Origin of the sequence: Acaryochloris marina S15 (assembly GCF_018336915.1) — a bacterium.
GTDB classification, from domain to species: Bacteria; Cyanobacteriota; Cyanobacteriia; order Thermosynechococcales; family Thermosynechococcaceae; genus Acaryochloris; species Acaryochloris marina_A.
Genome location: NZ_CP064924.1, coordinates 197395 through 215088, shown reverse-complemented (window position 1 = coordinate 215088; position 17694 = coordinate 197395). Strand labels below are relative to the sequence as shown.

The window sequence follows — 17694 nt, the reverse complement described above, 5'->3', positions numbered from 1 at the left end:
AGGACTCAACATCATGGCAACTATCGAAGCAACTCAAGTATCCACCATCGCCCAATTCAATGATGAATTTCGCCAAGGCAATCATTCTCTTGGTCGAATCTTCACCACCCCAAGAGTTGATGGTCTTTCCTCCGACGATCAGCAGGAACTCTTCAGGCTGGTCCGCACGTTCGATGATTTCAATCTCAGTAATGACCCACGAGGAGAGCATAATTTTGGGTGCATCGAATTTAAGGGTGAAGTCTACAACTTCAAAATCGATTACTATGCCCCGAACCTGATTCATGGTTCAGAAGACTCAGGGGATTTAACGAAAACAACCAGGGTTCTAACGCTGATGCACTCCAGCGAGTAATAGCGTCTCCTCCCGCTGCACCCTGGCTTTCGGGCTGGGATGCTTTGCCATGTCCTTTTTGGGAGAAAACCCATGTCTTCTAAAATCAATGCAATCCCTTTAGCCAGAAACTATTGAAGGTATCCCCTCATGCCCAAAACAATCCTGATTACAGGTACGTCCACTGGCCTTGGTATCAGCATCGCAGTGCAAGCTGCCCAGGCGGGACACAAGGTATTTGCAACTATGCGAAATCTCAAGAAGCGTGATGTCCTTGATGCCGCAGCAGCAGCAGCGGGAGTCTCGCTTGAAGTCCTGCGACTTGATGTTCAAGACACAACAACTGTAAACGCGGTGGTTGATCAGATTATGGCTCAGGAAGGTCAGATCGATGTGCTGATTAACAATGCAGGTGCAGGTTTTATTCGCTCAACAGAACAGGCTAGCGAAGAAGATATTCAATGGGTCATGGATGTAAACTTCATGGGTGTTGTGCGTTGCACAAAGGCTGTGATTCCACATATGCGTAAACAGCGTAGCGGCCACATCATCACCGTTTCTTCTGTCGGTGGTCTGGTCGGTCAGCCATTTAACGAAATTTACTGTGGTGCCAAGTTTGCGGTAGAAGGCTATATGGAATCCCTGGCTTCCTATGTCACGCCAGGTTTTGGCATTAATTTTACGACCGTTGAACCCGGTGGCATTAGCTCTGAATTTGCGGCTAATGCCCTTAAGAAAATTGAAGAAACGGGTGGCATGTTGGATGATGAATACTCCCCAATCCTGCAAAAGTATATTGGTGGAGCGCAGAACCGTCAGGCTGGCTCGGATATATACCAAACACCTGATGAAGTGGCTGCTGTTGTCATGGATTGTATAGAATCGGAAGAGCCACCCATTCGCACAAGGACATCCCAGTGGGGCGAAGAATTTGCCAGTCTGAAGACGGGCCTTGATCCTGATGGTAAGAAGCAACAAGCCAAGGTGATTGAAGCATTTCTGAGCTAGTGGTTTAGTTTCAATATGGATCTGCTGCCCTACCCCCCCTCCCCCCAACTTTTTCTTCTCTTTCCCTCTTTTAGCCCAGAATTTTGCAATCTGTACCCAAATTTACAACTTGATTTTGGCTAGAGATGTAACTTAATAGCCATAGAAAAGTTAGCGCTCAACAATACTCATCCCCATTGATTTCTGTGCGCTCCCCTTATTGATTGGCTTTTAGGGCTCCATCTTCGGCTACTCCCTATTACCCCGACTGCTCCTGGTCGGGGTTCTTTCTTTTCCCTAGACCTAGTGGGCATCCTGAATTGGTATCTGGATTTCCTTCCGAATCGATAAAATTATTTTTCATGAAAATTCATCTTGCCAAAATTATGGTTTGGAATGGCCTTAACTTCCAACTCATCGACTTCGAGCAGGCCCAAACTCAGGAAAGCCTTGGGGCGGTCATTAGAGAATATGTCGCTGCTATGGATTTGAGGCTGGTGTATTGGAGCAAAGTTTGATCCTATGGCAACCCAAGCTGATAAGGAATTGTTGCGCTCAGTTCTGGAACCTAGGAAAGACGGTGCGCTGCAACAGATTACGAAATCTTGTGCCGCTGGTGCAGACCCGAATGGAATCTGTCCTGAAGGGAGCACTCCAAGGGGATACGTGCGAGCCGGGAGCACACTTCTAACCCATGCTATCCACGAAGGGTCATTCAGGGCAGTAGACAAACTGCTGGAATGTGGTGCTGATCCCAATCTGGAGGATCAAAACGGCTGGACACCCTGGACAGCCAGCACTTTAGTTGATGAATCCCCAAGGAGTAAGATTCAGGCATCGTTACTTCGGTCTGGAGCAAGAAAGGACGGTGAACACATCGGGCAACTCGCTCGGGCGATTCTTTCTGGTGAAGTTGAACAATCCTTGAAGCTCCTTGAATCAGATCGAGACTTAGAGGTCTTATCCAGTTTTCGTGTCGATTTAGTAGGGCGTCAGATAGCGAATAATAATGCACCAATGTTAGAACTTTTGCTTGAACGCAACATGCCCTCAACCTCCACCCATTTACTCAATGCCATCAGGAGGAATAGTCTTAGCTTAGTGGATCTATTGCTCCGATATGGTCTACCGCCTGAATGCCCTGAAGAGAACGAGACACTTCTCATGACGGCTGCAGGCATGGGCAATCTGGCAATTGTGCAACACTTGGTAGAAGCTGGTGCTGATGTTAATCGGTGCGACCATGATGATAGCCAAATAACGGCTGCTTGGTATGCAGAGAATGCAGGGAACACGGAGGTCGCCGCATGGTTGACCAAGCGTATGAACAAGGGGAGTCTGTAAACCCAACGTATGGGAGCAATCCAAAGTTGTGTGTTCTTCGATCAGGAAGCAATTGGGATAGCAACCCACTTCCCACCTAAAACTCATTTCTAAAAGCACCCCTGGCCTATGCGTCGGGGGTTTCGCGTATCTACAGGAGGAAACCCTTATGCCCGTTTCCATTCTCCCAATCCTGTCTCTAGTGGATGCATTGCAAGGAGTAAAACAATGACCCAGGTATTGACCGCACAAGTCCTTTTTCCTGCTAAAGAATGGGATACCCAGTATGGTCCCCGCCTCAACGCCAAAATCAAAGTAAACAATGGCGAAGAAGCCAAGTTATGGGGACCGCCCGGTGATGTAGCTTTGCTTGCTCTCCGTAGAGGCCAAACCATCCAGATTGCCAAAGATGGCAAAGGCAAATATAGCCTGGTTGAGCAAGCCCTAGTTCCAGGTCAGGTCCCAGTGGTTGAGGATGTGCCTCTAGATGATGGAGAGCTGGATGGAGAGGCCAAGAATGCGATTGCCAGCTACATCACCCACCGAGCAGCCCTGTATTCCTTCTGTTATCAGGAAGCCTCCAGGGAACTAGAGAAGCATAGGGCAAGTGAGGAGACCATAAAGTGTGCGGCCAGCACTTTGTTCATCGCCACTCAGAAGAAATTTGGGATTTGAGGTGATTGGTTAGGGGTAGGGGTAGGGGAAGGGGCGACATGGAATGCGCAAATCGCCCTGAGATGATTGGTGTCCACAATCGCTCCAGAATTTACCACGGCAGCAAAATAATCTGTTCGATGTTTATCAATCTTTTGCTGCTGAGCAAATAGACCAATAAAAAGGCGGCTCTCGGTTAAAGGAATTGCCCTCAGTTGAAGCAGCTATTGCTTCCATTTCTCAATGGAGAATTTACCATGCAAACCAAAATTAGTATGCCGACCCGGATCAACCTTGGAGATTGGAATGTGCAGAAGAAGGCAGGATTCTATCTACTGAAAACACCTCATTTGAATCACTGCTGTAAATGTCGTGAGGTCAAGGTTGCAATCGCGGCCTTACCCATAGGCAATTCCATTCAGACAAATTTCAAATGGCTGTGCCCGAAATGCTCACTTGATTTGGGTATCCAACCGACTCAGGAATTGCTGAGGAAATTGCCGACGATGAATACGTTACGAGGTCGGGGATGCAGGGTAGGAATCAACGAGTCCAAGTACGAAGATTATTTACCCTTTTATAGGCTTTAAAGTTATGCACTAAGCTAAGTTGGCTGTCTGAACAGGCAACATCAAGCAGGGGGTAAATTATGGCATTAACCACTTCAACTAATCCCATTGCAGAATTGGCTGCAAAGCTGGAAAAGGATCATGATTTAGCCAAGCTGCTTAAAGAATCATTGCAATTAGCAAAGGCGTCAGCACAAGCAGGACTCGACCCTGTTCTTTTCGATGCGCTTTCTTGGCCAGTGGAGATCCCTGAGTATCTCACTTACCTGAAAGAGTTTTCGCAGTGGATTCCTCAGCAAAGCACCGATAAAGCATGGACAGCCCCAGGTACCGATGAGCAGCAGGAAGTCTATGATCGCCTCTGCCACTTCTATTGGCTGATTGACCAAAAGGTTGGTACTGATAGCAAGATCGTCGAGAACAACGAGTGGTTTAGTCAGTGGCTGATTGCTTATGCCAACTTGTGGGGTAGCTTCCTCGATACAATCGAATCTTTTAACGAGAATGTTTTAGAGTCATTCATTAAAGACTCACCCAAGTATAGGGTAGGGGATTCAATGGTGAATGGTCGGCCTAATTCCCCGAGTGGCTGGCTGACTTTTAATCAGTTCTTCGCACGGGAACTGAATCCTGGTTTACGCCCAATTGCTAGCCCTGCTGACAATTCGGTCATTACATCGCCAGCAGACTGCACCTACCGTAATATGTTTCCTATTGGGCCAGATTCCAAGATCCCGGAAATCACAATTAAGAAGACTCATAAATTCGCCAGTATCGAGGATCTCCTCCACGGCAGTCCTTATGCAGACGCATTTGCCAATGGAACATTCGTCCACTATTTTCTCGGCCCCTACTCATACCACCGTTTCCATACGCCCGTCGCGGGTCTGTTGCGCGAGTGTCGTGCAGTGAAGGGGCTTGTTTACCTGGATGTGAATCTGTCTGGCAACCAATTTGATGCTCCTGACAGTTCCAAAGGGGGGTATGAGTTTGCCCAAGCTCGTGGAATTGTGACCATTGACACGACGGGTTCTGCATTCGGTGACGTCGGCATTGTGGCAGTTATTCCCGTTGGCATGTGTCAGGTTTCATCCGTAAATATGACAGCCACCGTTGGTAACAATATGCTCAAAGGTGATGAGTTTGGTTACTTCCTCTTTGGAGGATCTGACATCATTGTTCTGTTCCAAGAAGGTACGAATCCCCAGATTTATACCAGCAACCAATATCGCCACTACGGTACAACGATTGCTACTTGCAATAAGAGGTGAAATACCACTCAAATCAACGTGTTTATTCTTCTTCCTCCTTGGTCGGCTGTCCATCAACCACTCGGTACGCTCCATCCTTCAATGCTTGGGCGTAATCACGAATAAATGATCCGAAAGAATCTGCGACGACCATCCACGAACAGCCTTCCAAATCAACCGCAATAACCTGACCCGGAATTCCGTCTTCTGCCGGGTTCATGTCCAATGCCCAAAAAACATCACCGTTACTGTCCATGATCGGAATCCAGTCCTTCAAAAATAACTTTGGTCGCACTGGTCCTTCAACAGTAATGATGCCATCCCGAATTTGTTGTTCTGGATCAGGCATTTCATCCATATAATTCTCGATTTCAGCAGCAATTTGTTTTCTCTGCTTCCAATTTTCAAGAATGCCTTCGGTTCCAAGGTAAGCACCATAATCAGCAAATACTTTACAAGGCCATCCGTCACTCTCACCATTGTGAATTAGCAAGCTTTCACGAAAGTCTGCTGGGATTGATTGACCGAGTTCTACTTCCAATACTGCAATCTGCTCCTCTGACGCTCCGGGATTAAGATCTGTGAGCATTTCTGGGGCATTTCGATTTCCCCACTCAATTATCTTCTCCCAGCTTTCAGCGATCATTTGGATCCTCTCTTTATCTATTTCAGAACTCTAACCCCAAATCCATCCCAGATTGAGGTTGAATTCTGGCAACACCTCTTTTCCAGAAACCGTACTGGGAGTTTGCAGCACCTCAACATCCTGCCCTGGCCGGTAAATCTCCACCTGCTTGTCTTCCGGGTTGATGAGCCATCCTAGCCGTATCCCACAGGCTAGATACTCCTGCATCTTCCGCTGAGCCATAGTGAGGTTATCGCTGGGTGAAAGCAATTCTAGAACGAAGTCAGGGCAGATTGGCGGGAATTTGCGCTGTTGTTCTAGTGTGAGGCTATCCCAGCGGGACTTTTCTACCCACGCTACATCAGGAGACCGATCTCCACCACCTGGAATTCTGAAACAGGTGGATGAATCAAAGACTTCACCAAGGCCATATCGTTCACTCCAAACAACGAATCGGGAGGTAAGTTTTGCATTTCCTCTGCCCGTTTCCCCGCCAGTCGGTGGCATGATGACAAGTTCTCCAGTTGGGGTGCGCTCAAACTTAATTTCAGGATTTGCCTTACAGAGGAGGTCAAACTGATCATCCGAGAGAGTTGTAATCGGGCTGAAGTCAATAGTATAGGCTGTCACGACACTTCCCCATTCTTTGAAGGACTTAGCTTGAGATTCAATCCTACTTTAGCTTGTTGCCTCAGTTTCAATACTTCTACTCTCCCTAACCCACCCCAAAAATTGCATGGCGGTACATTACTACGTACCTAAATTGCGGTAAGCAACATGCAAACCCAGACAAATCAACCTCAACCCACACAGCCCCCCGTGGATCTGGGGCCGTTGTTGAGCAGTCCCTTGCCCTGGCTCTTGGGCATGATCGGGTTCCTCCTCCTCCTTGCGACTATCCTTGACAGCAAGAATGGTCATGGACGGAGTAAACGCGATGCCCGATTTGCCACCCCTGGAGAAATTCGCAAAGCCCGATGGCGAGGACTCAAACAGATCCGAGATGCCACAGTAGATGGATGCTCCTTGAGCCTGGGGAGTGATCGGAAGCTCATCCTCACGGACTGCCAGCCTGGAATTAGCGTGATTGGAGCGAGTGGCTATGGCAAGACCAAAAGTGTCGTCGAAAATTGTATTGATGATATCCTTCGCCAAGGCTTCACAGCCATCATCTACGACATCAAAGGAAGCTTGCAAAAGCGACATGCCGCCCTTGCCCAACGATTGGGGTATCAGCAGTATTTTTTCTGTCCTGGCAAAGCTCACACGGATAGCCTCAATCTCCTAGACTTCATTCCAGAACGGGGTGGCTCAAAAGAAGCCCTGGAACTTGCAAAGACCATCAACGCTAACTTTGAAGTACCGGGAAGTCGCAAAGATGGGTTCTTTGGTCCCCAAGGCGATAGCTTGCTCAAGACCGTCTTCCTACTCGCCAAAAGCCATGTCTATCAAGATCTCGTCTCAGCCTGGGGATTCCTCAGCTTAGAAGACCTTCCCCAACGGCTACTCGCGGCCCACCAATATGGTCAATTTGACTTAGAGGGTGACTTAGACTTTTGGGCTAACCAAGCGGCACTGGGTTTAAGGTCCGTCTCCAAAGCAGAGAAAACCGCTGGGGGGATTGTGGGCACAGCGGTTACGAACTTCCAAGCGCTGATGGATGCCAGTGTTATCCCTTCTATTACCAGCTCCACGATTCCACTGGACCTCCCAGGTAAACAGATCGTATGGGTGCAAATTGATGAGAACGCTGAGAGTACGACCTCGCCCTTATGTGCCGCAGTCATTCATATGTTGATGCGGCACAACCTGAACGCAGAAGTGAGTCGGGATCGGCCTCTGTTTCTATGCTTGGATGAATTCACCTCAATTCGTCTGCCAGATATTGAGCGGTGGATTAACTTGTACCGAGAGTATGGAATGTGCTGTCTCCTGTCCTATCAGAGTGATGCTCAGATCAACTTGAGGTATACAAGGGACCATGCCATGTCAATTCTCAGTTCTCTTGGCACGAGAATCCACTTTCGCACAGGCCATCATTCCACTGATAAGAGCTTGAGCGACTCCCTAGGGACTTTCACGGAAGTCTACAAGACCCGCTCCACGGGGCATAACAGTCGTTCAGGCAGTAGTCGCAACCGCTCCGAGCAACATCGCAAAGTCCCACTTATCACAGCAGATGAGATTGATACATTTGAACCTGGAGAATGTCTAATCCAATCCCCTGGTTGGAAGCAACGGGCACATCGCCTGAAAGTTCCACTCAACAAAAACGATGAAGCCTTGAGAGAAGAGAATAAAACGCTTTGGTACTCTCACATCCACCCGTTTCTGCTGTACTGTCGCCAGTCGAGAGATCTAGGCATCACACCAGAATACGTCGTCAGTGAACGTGCGGACATTGCAGAGTCGATGTTACCCACGGGGGCTGAGTTAGAGAAGCTCCATAAATCGGAAACTCTGAGCGAACGGAAAGCAGCAGTAGATTCTGTATAACTTTATCGAGGAAGATAGCCATGTCATCATCAGACGACCAAGATTTCAGAGAAATGCTGGGGGCAAGTAAAGAACTCACGCAAGCCATACTCAGCAGGGCAATCCAATCCAACTTTTTGAGACCCCCCAATGTGACCGCAACCTTTAAGCAAGCGGTGCAAGTGGCAAAGGAAGGTCAACAGCGAGGTTTCAGCCCAAAAGAACTATCAGGGGCAATCAAGCAGACGGGGTTTCTCGATGCCGTTGAAGCTCAAGGGGGTGACGTTAAGAAAGCGGAGTCCTTGATTGTGCGTAAGGCCCAGATTTCCAATGCCGTAGACCAGTTCCCCAGCTCACCCCAACGGGATCCGAGTATCGACAGACAGCAGGAAAGATAGCTGGCGGTACATTACTACGGGCATCAAGAATGCTCCATAAGGAGGAAATAAATAATGGAACATGAAGATAACAATATCGTTGACCAAAAAGGGGAGACTGAGAAATCTAGTCCACCGATAAAGTATCAATATCACAACTTCATTGGCGACAAATACAGAGAACTACAGGAGAAAGAACAACTCTATTTTGAGGGTGCCCCATTAGCGTGGGTCGCCAAGAAGGGAATCCAGATTGCAGCGCTTCCAGGAGCGGCCTTTGCTGCGACCCATGCCCCGATTGTGGGTCCAGTGGTTGCGGGTGCAATATCCCAAACCACTCATCTGATGCATTCGGGGATTCATGGGATACGTGCTGATCAGATAGCCAAAAACTTTACAGATCTAGCCAGTCAAGTTCCACATGGTTGGGGTCGGCAAAGTGCATTTGATGCCTGGGCGAAAGTCAGAACCGCTGACATGTTGGCGAAGACGGATGCGTGGGCACGACCGTTGAGCGGGATTGTCGCCCCATCGGTGATTGGCAAAGGGATTATTGATACGGGGAAATTGGCGATCAGCTATGCGGCCAAAGGTGTTCCTGTCGTGATGGCTCGTCCGATAGTCCATGCCTGGAAAATGACCAACCACTATATCGACCGCACCAAGACTTGGCTAGCCGAGATGCAGCAAAGTGTTCAGCAAACCATTCAAAAACTACAAGGGAGACAGACGACAATGGCAGACACAATCAACCAAGCCCCCACAGCAATTGAGCCAGATATGGAGCGACGAGCTGAGTATGCAAGACTACTGTCTGAATACCACAAAGATCCAGACCTCAGTAGCTATGAGCAGATTGAGCAAAATATCCAAGGCAAACCAGAATTAGCCTTAATTTATGACGAGCATGTTGCTCACCAGGCATTGAGAGAAGGTAAAGATGTGGATGAGGCAACCGCCATCGTTGCTCAGGGTCCGAATGTGACCGATATGTCAGATAAGAATCTTCAGGATGTCTCTCCGTATTTAGCGGATGCGACAAATACAGCCTTAGAGCAGTACAACTACGAGAACTCGTCTAAAGAAGCTGAGGATAGCTTATTAGAGGCGTTGTCTGGTTTAGACCAGCGGGGTGTGGATATCTCCAGGATGGCGGTCTTTTATAACAAAGAGCAAATCTTTGGGATGCGTGGAGGAGATATTGACCGCTCCGTCACCCAGATTAGTGACCAGCAAATGGAAGATATCAAAGAAGCATTAACGAATTTTAAGGATTTTGAAGGTGAATTCAAGATTAAAGTGGGAAGCAGAGTAGTATTACACCTAAAGGAAGGTCAGAAGCTCGTTGATACCTATAATCTTGCTCCTCAAGAGAAGCAACGTGCTGAAGGTGAATTTAAGACCAAAGACCAAGTTAAACAGGAGCAAGGAAAGTCCATCGATCCACGCATAGAGAAAGTAAAGCAGCAGGGGGGGAATGTGGAACGTGCCGAGAAATATTTAAAGAGAGCCGAGCAAATTGCCAAGGCCGTTAGTAATGGCGTATCCCCCAAGCAGCCAGAGAAAGAGCCTGCCTTGGCCCACAGTGAACCGGAACTATAGGAGTTGCCATCATGCGTAAGTTCACCCGAAAACATAGGTTTCCTACCCTGCGTAATTTTATCCGCAAATATGGACCTCCCATCCTGTTGATAGGAATGGTTTATCTAGGGATCGAAGCATTTCATGCTTTTATCGACTATCTCAAGCGAACATGGGATGTAGGTGCATTGATCATGGCATGGGCTTGCGTTATCAGCTTGTTCCAAGGCACTTGGCGAATAACTTTAGGATTTTTGAGAGATTTTGGTGATCGGGATTAGCAAAAGGGAGAAGCTGTTGCGATAGCTGCTCCCTTTTGTTGCCTCTGATATTCTGTGATTAAGCTAGAGGAATGCCAGGGGCAGTATGAACGAGCTTTCTCCCACCCAAGATTTAAAAGAAGTTCTGTTACGTCCAGTGCCGATTCCTGAGACGACCCTGGAGCGGTATATCTCGTTCAAACATGCACTCAACCTTCGTTTCCCAGATGAAGACACGGGGGATTGGCATTTTCAGCCCTACTTTTTTGAACAAACGGATGCCCTAACAACTCAAAAGAGCATCCCCCTTGCTGGAAAGGGTCAGCAGGTTGATACAACGCCTTCCCTAGGTCATCAGGGAGTGCGAGATATGTCTTCAATTTTGTTTCAGGAAGGATTATCCATTCCCTCGGATCAACCTATATATGTCGCCAATCATTATCGGGCTATCGCAGACTTAGCGATGCTGGATCTCCAGAAATCCAAAGTACCGAGTATTGCAGACAATGCGGCAATCAATAGTTGGCTGGATACGGAAGAGCAAGTTGATCACCTCAAACGAGAGTACTTAGAACGCTTGGCAATCCAACTATCAGGTGAACCCCTCAGAATTTTTAAGCAATGGATTCAGACCGTGAAATTCGTATAAACCCTTCCCAGTCCATCCACTTGGACTTGATGCGGTCAGTCGCTCAACAAGTCGGTGATACGCCTTATGTCCTCAAGGGAGGTGCGGCACTCATCTTCACTCGTGCCCTGGATCGCTATTCTACGGACTTAGATTTTGACTCTACAAAAAAGCTAAATCTCAAGGGTCGAATTGAGTCTGCCATTAGGAATGTGAATGGTATCGAATTGAAATCACTAAAGTTGGTCAAAGATACGGATACTGTCCAGCGGTACAAGCTTCATTATTTAGATCAGGTTACAGGGCAAGATAGGTTACTCAAGGTAGAGACTAGCTTTCGGGAAAGCCCCCAGTCTGAAGCCATTGAGACAATCTCAGGTATCAAGACCTACCGAATAGAGCAGCAATTTGATCAGAAGTTATCAGCAGCCCAACATCGAACAGCGGCTCGGGATCTGTACGATCTTGAATTTCTGGTGAATCATTATGGGTCACAACTACGGGATGACCAGATAGAGGCCATTCATCAGTTTGCCTCGGAGCCAGATCATTTGGTAGATCGGTACAGTTCATCCTTTGCAACGGATGAGGTTCTGAGTCTTTTCAATAAAGGTGAGGATGTTGTTCTCTCCCTACATCTTGGTGCAGAACAACTTTTGAATGAGCGGCAGCAGAGTACAAGCAATATCCCTCTATCCAAAGAACAAGACAGCCAAACTCTCTACAACGAGTTCTCATCTAAAGTTGATCAGCCAGGCTTAATTGGGGCGGGCCTCGTTGCCCAGAATGCACTGAAGGCAGGGTATGCCAAGTCTAAGGTTGAATCAATGTTGCTAAAGCATGATCCAACTATTCGAGGAATTGTGGCTGAGCAAGGACAGGAAAAAGGTGTACGGGCAGCGGCTATAGTCGTTAGAGGTGCCCGGATGAAAAGCCTGACCACTGAAAGTCTAGATTTGAAGCAGGGAACGCAAGCCCCAAATCATGATCAAGGTCAAAGCCTCTAGCTATCCTGCCGATCACATCTCCAGTTCCTTATCCAGATTCACAGTTTGAGTAGGTTGAGATTTATGCTGGAGCAGGAACAATCTGCGCTCAAACACTTTTGTGGAACGTCCTTTGTATAGCGCGTCCTGGTATGAGTGGGTAAAGTGAATCACTCCCTGGATATACCGTTGTTTATCTTCAGGTGATTTCAGTTCTCTAGCAGCATCAGACTGCATCAGCACTCTGGTTCCATCCATTGCATCACCCTCACCTTGAGCGATGAGATAGATGGCAATATCATTGTTGTGCTGTGGGTTCTCCCGACTTAATTTGTTTTTGATTTGGGTGTACTGCCCCCGGTAATGCATCTTGATTTCCCGGTCCATTGGATAGGCATTCTGGTCTGCCCGCTCAAAGGCGATGGGGCCATGATTACCAATCAGGTCATCAACGCCTTTCCCCTGTTCAGAATCCCACGGTATTCGCCATGTTTTGCAGCCCTGTTCTTCGATTAACTCAGCCTCTCTAACCATCTCTCGACGTACATCCCAGACCGTAGATTGCTCAGAATCCCAGTCATGGGCATACCTGAACTCTCTGCCTGGAACCGCAAACACGTCTAGCTGAGGATGCAGAACCCGTCTTTCCAACCTGTTGTCTTTTTGGTCCTTGGCCCGGTAACCAATATTCACCCCTTGCCCACCGATCACCACTCGACCTTGAGAGACTAATGCCGCATCCTTCTTATCTCCTTCAGTCCTGTAGATGGGAATCTCTGGATGCTGGTACACCGTGTACCAGAACCCTTTAGCTTTTTCCTCCTGGGTTTGCATCACTCCATACTTGGTAAGAATCTGCTGAGCAATGTGATCAGGGATGGGTTGGAATGCCATATCCCGCTCAAACAGTTCGCGTTTTGGCCCCATTGGGTTTTCGTACTTGCGATAGCGGGGTGGAGCCTGGGGATCTTTTCTCCTTGCTTTCTGAGTTTTGTCGATATCTAATCGAGCGGTTTTAGGGTTGGGCTTAAAAGTCCCATATAGACTGGTGGTGGGTTTTTCATCCGGTCCCAGCGTTTCAAAGGACAGCGGATTAACCCCCGAATCACACCACCAGCCTCCACCATCCGCTAACTCCTGATAGCTCAGTACATCAGGGTGAGAACGGTCATCGATCAACGATTGAATGGGTTTAGTCCGGTACTGGCTGCGAACCTTCTTGAGAGATCCATCCTTTCTGCGAGTGGCGATGTCCTCAATCTTGGCCCCTAATAATCGCTCAATCACCTGTTCTCCCTTAATCGATTGCAACCGAGCGGCGATCACATCAGGATGAATGCAGCTATCCACCCATTCATTCCAATGTTTCTCATCAATACGTTCTGGCCGCTCAACCCCCGTATAGTCCGGTTGCCAAAACACCTGATCCTTGAGCCTCTTAGGCTTAGCCTTGGGCTGGATCATTTTCTTAGGCTTGGGCGTGATACTCATCCCCTTGTCTGCCAACTTCTGAGCAATATCTTGGAGCTGTTCTGCGACTGGCCCGTTGGCAAGGGCGTCAATCTCACGCATGGATTGCACTTCCTGGGCCAACTGCTGCATGGCTGGGAACTCATGTAGACTCCCTTGAGCGCGAAGGGTTAGATCATTGAGTGCGCCAATGTGCTGAGCAATGGATTCATGTGCCCTCCACTTATTGACGGTATCGGCCAGCTCCTTAATCTTGGCAAACGAATAGGTGGGTTGCCTGTCGTTGAACGCTTCAATCTGTTGGGTGATGGCCTGGATCTGGGGTTGGACTAGAGCCAGGTCTTCTCCTTGCTGCAGATCCACCACCATATCTGTCAGCTGATCCAATCCCTCAAACTCCATCTGCTGAGGTTCAACTAACTCATTGATCTGAGTCGTCAGACTAACCAACTGCTCAACCAAACCACTCTCAGCCAAAGCTTGTTCTTCATTGAGGTCATGCACATCCTGAGCCAGGTTATCCATGTCAGGAAATTGAGGTATGGTCAGACTCTCAACCCAGTCCTTCACCTCGCTAATGACAGCGGAAACCTCCACCTCAGTTTGCCAATCTTGGACGGCATCGACCAGTTCAGCCATTGCGGGGAATTTTACATCCAGAGATTGAGTCGCTTCCAAGCCAGCCAGCAACCGGAGAATCCCCCGGTCTAATCCATCCGATTGAGCAACGATGTCCGCTATTTCAGCAACGGCCTCAGCTAACTCCTGCCCGGTTCGCCACTCCACCACGGCCTCTGCAATGCTATCGATCCTCTGCTGGCTGAGGTTCTTTTCTATGGCCTGATCAATGTGATCGATAGATTGGCTTATATGAGCGAGGTTATCTGCGAGGGCATCAGCAAACTGGTTTTCAATGACCAGATCTGCCAACTCATCTAAACCATTGAAGGAATCAGGTTCCAGACTTTGGCTGAGTGACTCTATATCATTAGCAAGGGCTAGCAAGTGATTTTCCAACCCACTTGCTGATAGCTCATTCTCCTCAGACCACTGCATCACCCAATTAGCTAAGTCTGAGGGGGCTGGCTCCCATTCTGTTGAACGACCGTCTTGGGTGGGGCGTGTCGGGGGAGCTTGTTTTTGACCTTCATGATCTCCTCTGCGGCTTCCAACACCTTGTCGCCCATTGTCATCTGCAAGACGCTGGTATCCTCTATTTTCATCTTCAAGTTGTCCATCGATTTGGCGAGTTCCTTGATCGACTCGCTCATGTCCGAGGGCTTCTTGGCCGCCATCGCCTCCTTGAATTCCTGGATGAAAGTGTTGAGAACGTGTTTGACCTCCATCGGGATGGTGTTGATTCTCTCCCGGACCTGGGACTTGAGTTCTCTGTTCTCTTCTAACAGCTCCTGGTTTTGCTGCTGAATGGCGGTCATCTGTTCTTGATTTTGTGTCAGCAACTGTTGGTTTTGTTGCTGAAGTTCGCTCATGGCCGTCATCGCGGTCGTGATCGCTTGTAGTTGTTCGTTGATTTCCATAGGTTTCCTCAATGAGATTTAAAGCATTTTCTTGGGCATTGGATTCTTGGACTCGCTCTCTGAGTTTTCCAAGGTCTTCCGTGTAGATCGTCAGTTCACTTTCTTGGCGGGAAATATCAACACAGAACGGCTCCTGGTTAGAGGTGCGGTCATTCGTTGCAATGATGATCGTCCGTTTCTTGGTGGCACTCTGGGAGCGATACGAGGTCCATACTCGGTCATATTCCAAGGCCAAAGGTTGAGTGAGGGGGACATCATGAGAGCGTCCCTCACGATCTACAACCGACATATTCAGGCTGTCGAGGGCCGTGACCGTGAGCTGCTGGCCGTTGATCCAGTTGTTCTCCCGGATAGTAGTTGTCCATCGGAGCTTGTCACCCACGGCCACATCAAACTCTTGGGCATGGTAAACCTCTTTGTCTTTGAACTTGGCAGGATTGACTCGATATAATCTACCTCCTAAGGAAGAGACGATCAGTTCCTTACCCTCGCGTTTCTCTACCTTGTAGAGCTGTCCTCTCGTGAGGCCAGTGCTTTTGTAGTCTTGCAACAAGCGGAGATAGTCTCCCTGGTGATACCAATCCGCTCGACGTTTTTGCTCAATACTCATGTGCCGAGAGGAGAGCTGAACGATTTTGCTAGATTCTCCTAGCCGTCCGGTTGCTTTTTCCCCCTTACGAATCTCTTTTTCTGCGGCGAGTCGTTGTTCATTGGTCCCAGCGACAATCAGAGTCTTGTCTTGTTCTGCGAGGGGTAAAGCCAAGAACTGGGCCGCTGCCGCTTTGACGATAGCTCCCCTGCTCCCTAAGTCGATCACATAATCATTCGCACTGAGGAGATCTAAAGCCTTTTCTCCTTGACCATTAGAGATGAGTTCAACCGCTTGCTTCTGTACCGGATTTTTCTGTCGAACAATCTCCTCAATCCGGTGAGTCGTGGCTCCATTCTGTTGCATAAACCTGAAAGGACTACCAGCAGTGATGGCAGAGTTCTGGCCTTTATCCCCAACAAACACTAATCGAGCGCCCGTGCGTTCGGCATGATTCATGATCTTGAGCATCTGTTTGCGGCTGATCATGCCAGACTCATCAATGAGCCAGACTTGTTTGGATGCAGCCTTGGGCTGGCTCCTGACTAAATGCTCGACAGTATTAGTGGGAATCCCTAGTTCATCTTGGAGGTTTATCGCTGCGGGGATAGTGGGTGAAAAACCCCGAATCACAAGACCCGAGGCAGCGAGTAACGTTTTCAAAGCCCCTAAGCTTCTGGACTTGCCGACCCCTGGAAAGCCCTGCCAGATTTGATAACGGTCTGTACTCGTTAGAGTTCCGAGTACCGCTTTGGCCTGATCATCATTGAGCTTGACTCCCATTCCTGCAAGGGAGGGGGTAGAAACCATTGGCTGTGCTTGGCTTTGGCCTGCCATCCAGTGTTGATGGATCTGGGCTTCTTCTTCAACGGCAGTGACTGTGGTGAATCCCCGATCGACGGGTATCAGTTCCTTGCTTTGGCTAATGGCCTCATCAACCTGTTCCATTGCCATGCCTTCGGGGCGGATGTTCTTGAAGATGTAGGTATAGATGTCATCTTGCTCGAACACGGATGACCATTCAGAAAAATGACGGATAGCACTGTCAACCTCCACCTTGGCTTTATCTGGATCTGACACCATTGCCAAAGGTCCAGCCAATACCGGATGCCCCACAGCTTGAAAATGGGCTTCCTCTCGCCAATGGTCTTGGATCGTCTCCAGCTTTTTACCCACTCCCCGCTTGGCTTGGCGAGTCGTCAATACCTTTTGCTTCTTATTCTGAGGAGTGACTGCTAGCCCCTCATCCATCACCGCCTTGACGATGGCCCGGTGGCGTTTGGAAAAGACCTCGACATCCGCACGGTTATAGCCCTCTAGCTCAAACCCATGTTTAGTTTCATAGATCCGATATCCCAGCCGTTGCACCTTCTCCGCTAACTTCTGACGGTAGAAACTTCCTACCCACTTAGCCTTTGCCAGCTTTTCATGGGAGAGGGAGCGCCACTGACCATCTGGCCCTTCCGTCCCATTCATGATCAGCATGTGGGTGTGCAGCTGCATATCGCCATCGCGGGACGTGTGATGGGGAATCAATGCCGCAATCATGTTGCCCGTGTTGACGACGGAGCGCACTCCATTCACCTGAATCCGAGACTGGGCATACTCCCGCTCAAGCAGCTCGAAAGTTTCTAGAACTGCCTCCATGTGGGCATCGAATAAGCGGTTATCCCCCTCCAAGTGCAAGGCCATCGACACACTTTTGGGCGCAGACAAAGTAACGTCATGGGCGAGACGTTCACTGTCTTCTGCATTAGGTTTCTTGCCTCTAATCCTCTGGGCTGCACCCTTCGCCATGCCTTTGGCAGAAGCGGGGATAAGGCCCCTCGTCAAGGACTTCAGATCCTCACGTTTGACCTGCTTACTAAGCTTTTTGACCACTGAAGCCGACCCCGCCCAGATGGCCGTTGTCATCCGGTCCACTTCAGAAACTGTTTCAGCCTGACCATAGTAGCGATCCACAGCATCAACGAGAGATTCATCTTCCTCGTAATAGGAGACTAAATCACTCGTTATGGTCCGCATCGTCTTCATGAGTGGGCCTCTGG

15 protein-coding genes are annotated in these 17694 nt (G+C 48.7%); 12 read left to right on the top strand and 3 right to left on the bottom strand.

The window, feature by feature from the left end:
* Positions 1-13: 13 nt before the first annotated feature.
* The 6 genes from I1H34_RS28045 to I1H34_RS28020 all read left to right on the top strand — a co-directional run bounded on the left by I1H34_RS28045 (position 14) and on the right by I1H34_RS28020 (position 5138).
* The gene (locus I1H34_RS28045) at positions 14-355 is read left to right on the top strand and encodes a DUF3768 domain-containing protein (RefSeq protein ID WP_212666642.1); all 342 of its coding nucleotides are present in this window, start codon (positions 14-16) and stop codon (positions 353-355) included.
* Positions 356-484: 129 nt separating this feature from the next.
* Positions 485-1342, top strand: coding sequence for an SDR family oxidoreductase (locus I1H34_RS28040; protein WP_212666641.1), 858 nt, complete (start codon positions 485-487; stop codon positions 1340-1342).
* A gap of 341 nt (positions 1343-1683) precedes the next feature.
* Complete coding sequence (locus tag I1H34_RS28035; RefSeq protein WP_212666640.1) at positions 1684-1839, top strand: hypothetical protein; 156 nt, start codon at positions 1684-1686, stop codon at positions 1837-1839.
* 4 nt (positions 1840-1843) lie between these two features.
* Positions 1844-2665: an ankyrin repeat domain-containing protein gene (locus tag I1H34_RS28030; protein WP_212666639.1), complete on the top strand. Its 822-nt coding sequence runs from the start codon at positions 1844-1846 to the stop codon at positions 2663-2665.
* A gap of 207 nt (positions 2666-2872) precedes the next feature.
* Positions 2873-3319 (top strand): hypothetical protein, encoded by a 447-nt coding sequence (locus tag I1H34_RS28025; protein ID WP_212666638.1) that lies wholly within the window; start codon positions 2873-2875, stop codon positions 3317-3319.
* Positions 3320-3947: 628 nt separating this feature from the next.
* On the top strand, positions 3948-5138 hold the full coding sequence (locus I1H34_RS28020) for a phosphatidylserine decarboxylase (protein ID WP_212666637.1): 1191 nt from the start codon (positions 3948-3950) through the stop codon (positions 5136-5138).
* A gap of 22 nt (positions 5139-5160) precedes the next feature.
* Here the strand turns inward: I1H34_RS28020 and I1H34_RS28015 are convergent, their stop codons facing one another.
* Both I1H34_RS28015 and I1H34_RS28010 read right to left on the bottom strand, forming a co-directional pair.
* The gene (locus tag I1H34_RS28015; protein WP_212666636.1) at positions 5161-5763 is read right to left on the bottom strand and encodes an SMI1/KNR4 family protein; all 603 of its coding nucleotides are present in this window, start codon (positions 5761-5763) and stop codon (positions 5161-5163) included.
* A 30-nt stretch (positions 5764-5793) separates the two neighbouring features.
* Positions 5794-6372, bottom strand: a complete 579-nt coding sequence (locus I1H34_RS28010; protein ID WP_212666635.1) for a Uma2 family endonuclease — start codon at positions 6370-6372, stop codon at positions 5794-5796.
* Between the two features lie 147 nt (positions 6373-6519).
* On the opposite strand from I1H34_RS28010, the gene I1H34_RS28005 reads away from it, so the two are divergent.
* From I1H34_RS28005 to I1H34_RS27980, 6 genes are all read left to right on the top strand, one after another.
* Complete coding sequence (locus I1H34_RS28005; RefSeq protein WP_212666634.1) at positions 6520-8238, top strand: type IV secretory system conjugative DNA transfer family protein; 1719 nt, start codon at positions 6520-6522, stop codon at positions 8236-8238.
* A gap of 20 nt (positions 8239-8258) precedes the next feature.
* Entirely contained in the window at positions 8259-8615 is a 357-nt protein-coding gene (locus I1H34_RS28000; protein ID WP_212666633.1) for a hypothetical protein, read from the top strand.
* A 54-nt stretch (positions 8616-8669) separates the two neighbouring features.
* Positions 8670-10196, top strand: coding sequence for a hypothetical protein (locus I1H34_RS27995; RefSeq protein ID WP_212666632.1), 1527 nt, complete (start codon positions 8670-8672; stop codon positions 10194-10196).
* An 11-nt stretch (positions 10197-10207) separates the two neighbouring features.
* Complete coding sequence (locus I1H34_RS27990; protein WP_212666631.1) at positions 10208-10456, top strand: hypothetical protein; 249 nt, start codon at positions 10208-10210, stop codon at positions 10454-10456.
* 85 nt (positions 10457-10541) lie between these two features.
* The gene (locus tag I1H34_RS27985; protein ID WP_212666630.1) at positions 10542-11084 is read left to right on the top strand and encodes a hypothetical protein; all 543 of its coding nucleotides are present in this window, start codon (positions 10542-10544) and stop codon (positions 11082-11084) included.
* The gene (locus I1H34_RS27980; RefSeq protein WP_212666629.1) at positions 11057-12070 is read left to right on the top strand and encodes a nucleotidyl transferase AbiEii/AbiGii toxin family protein; all 1014 of its coding nucleotides are present in this window, start codon (positions 11057-11059) and stop codon (positions 12068-12070) included. Before I1H34_RS27985 ends, I1H34_RS27980 begins: the two co-directional genes overlap by 28 nt.
* A 12-nt stretch (positions 12071-12082) precedes the next feature.
* Here I1H34_RS27980 and mobF read toward each other — a convergent pair whose 3' ends face one another.
* Positions 12083-17671, bottom strand: a complete 5589-nt coding sequence (gene mobF, locus I1H34_RS27975; RefSeq protein WP_249370257.1) for a MobF family relaxase — start codon at positions 17669-17671, stop codon at positions 12083-12085.
* Positions 17672-17694 lie beyond the last annotated feature (23 nt).

Bases quoted from the DNA above. Each gene is read 5' to 3' on its own strand.
- I1H34_RS28035 (WP_212666640.1), top strand. From the start codon at position 1,684: ATGAAAATTCATCTTGCCAAAATTATGGTTTGGAATGGCCTTAACTTC.
- mobF (WP_249370257.1), bottom strand. From the start codon at position 17,671: ATGCGGACCATAACGAGTGATTTAGTCTCCTATTACGAGGAAGATGAA.
- I1H34_RS28020 (WP_212666637.1), top strand. From the start codon at position 3,948: ATGGCATTAACCACTTCAACTAATCCCATTGCAGAATTGGCTGCAAAG.
- I1H34_RS28040 (WP_212666641.1), top strand. From the start codon at position 485: ATGCCCAAAACAATCCTGATTACAGGTACGTCCACTGGCCTTGGTATC.
- I1H34_RS27990 (WP_212666631.1), top strand. From the start codon at position 10,208: ATGCGTAAGTTCACCCGAAAACATAGGTTTCCTACCCTGCGTAATTTT.
- I1H34_RS28045 (WP_212666642.1), top strand. From the start codon at position 14: ATGGCAACTATCGAAGCAACTCAAGTATCCACCATCGCCCAATTCAAT.
- I1H34_RS27995 (WP_212666632.1), top strand. From the start codon at position 8,670: ATGGAACATGAAGATAACAATATCGTTGACCAAAAAGGGGAGACTGAG.
- I1H34_RS27980 (WP_212666629.1), top strand. From the start codon at position 11,057: ATGGATTCAGACCGTGAAATTCGTATAAACCCTTCCCAGTCCATCCAC.
- I1H34_RS28025 (WP_212666638.1), top strand. From the start codon at position 2,873: ATGACCCAGGTATTGACCGCACAAGTCCTTTTTCCTGCTAAAGAATGG.
- I1H34_RS28005 (WP_212666634.1), top strand. From the start codon at position 6,520: ATGCAAACCCAGACAAATCAACCTCAACCCACACAGCCCCCCGTGGAT.
- I1H34_RS28000 (WP_212666633.1), top strand. From the start codon at position 8,259: ATGTCATCATCAGACGACCAAGATTTCAGAGAAATGCTGGGGGCAAGT.
- I1H34_RS28030 (WP_212666639.1), top strand. From the start codon at position 1,844: ATGGCAACCCAAGCTGATAAGGAATTGTTGCGCTCAGTTCTGGAACCT.
- I1H34_RS28015 (WP_212666636.1), bottom strand. From the start codon at position 5,763: ATGATCGCTGAAAGCTGGGAGAAGATAATTGAGTGGGGAAATCGAAAT.
- I1H34_RS27985 (WP_212666630.1), top strand. From the start codon at position 10,542: ATGAACGAGCTTTCTCCCACCCAAGATTTAAAAGAAGTTCTGTTACGT.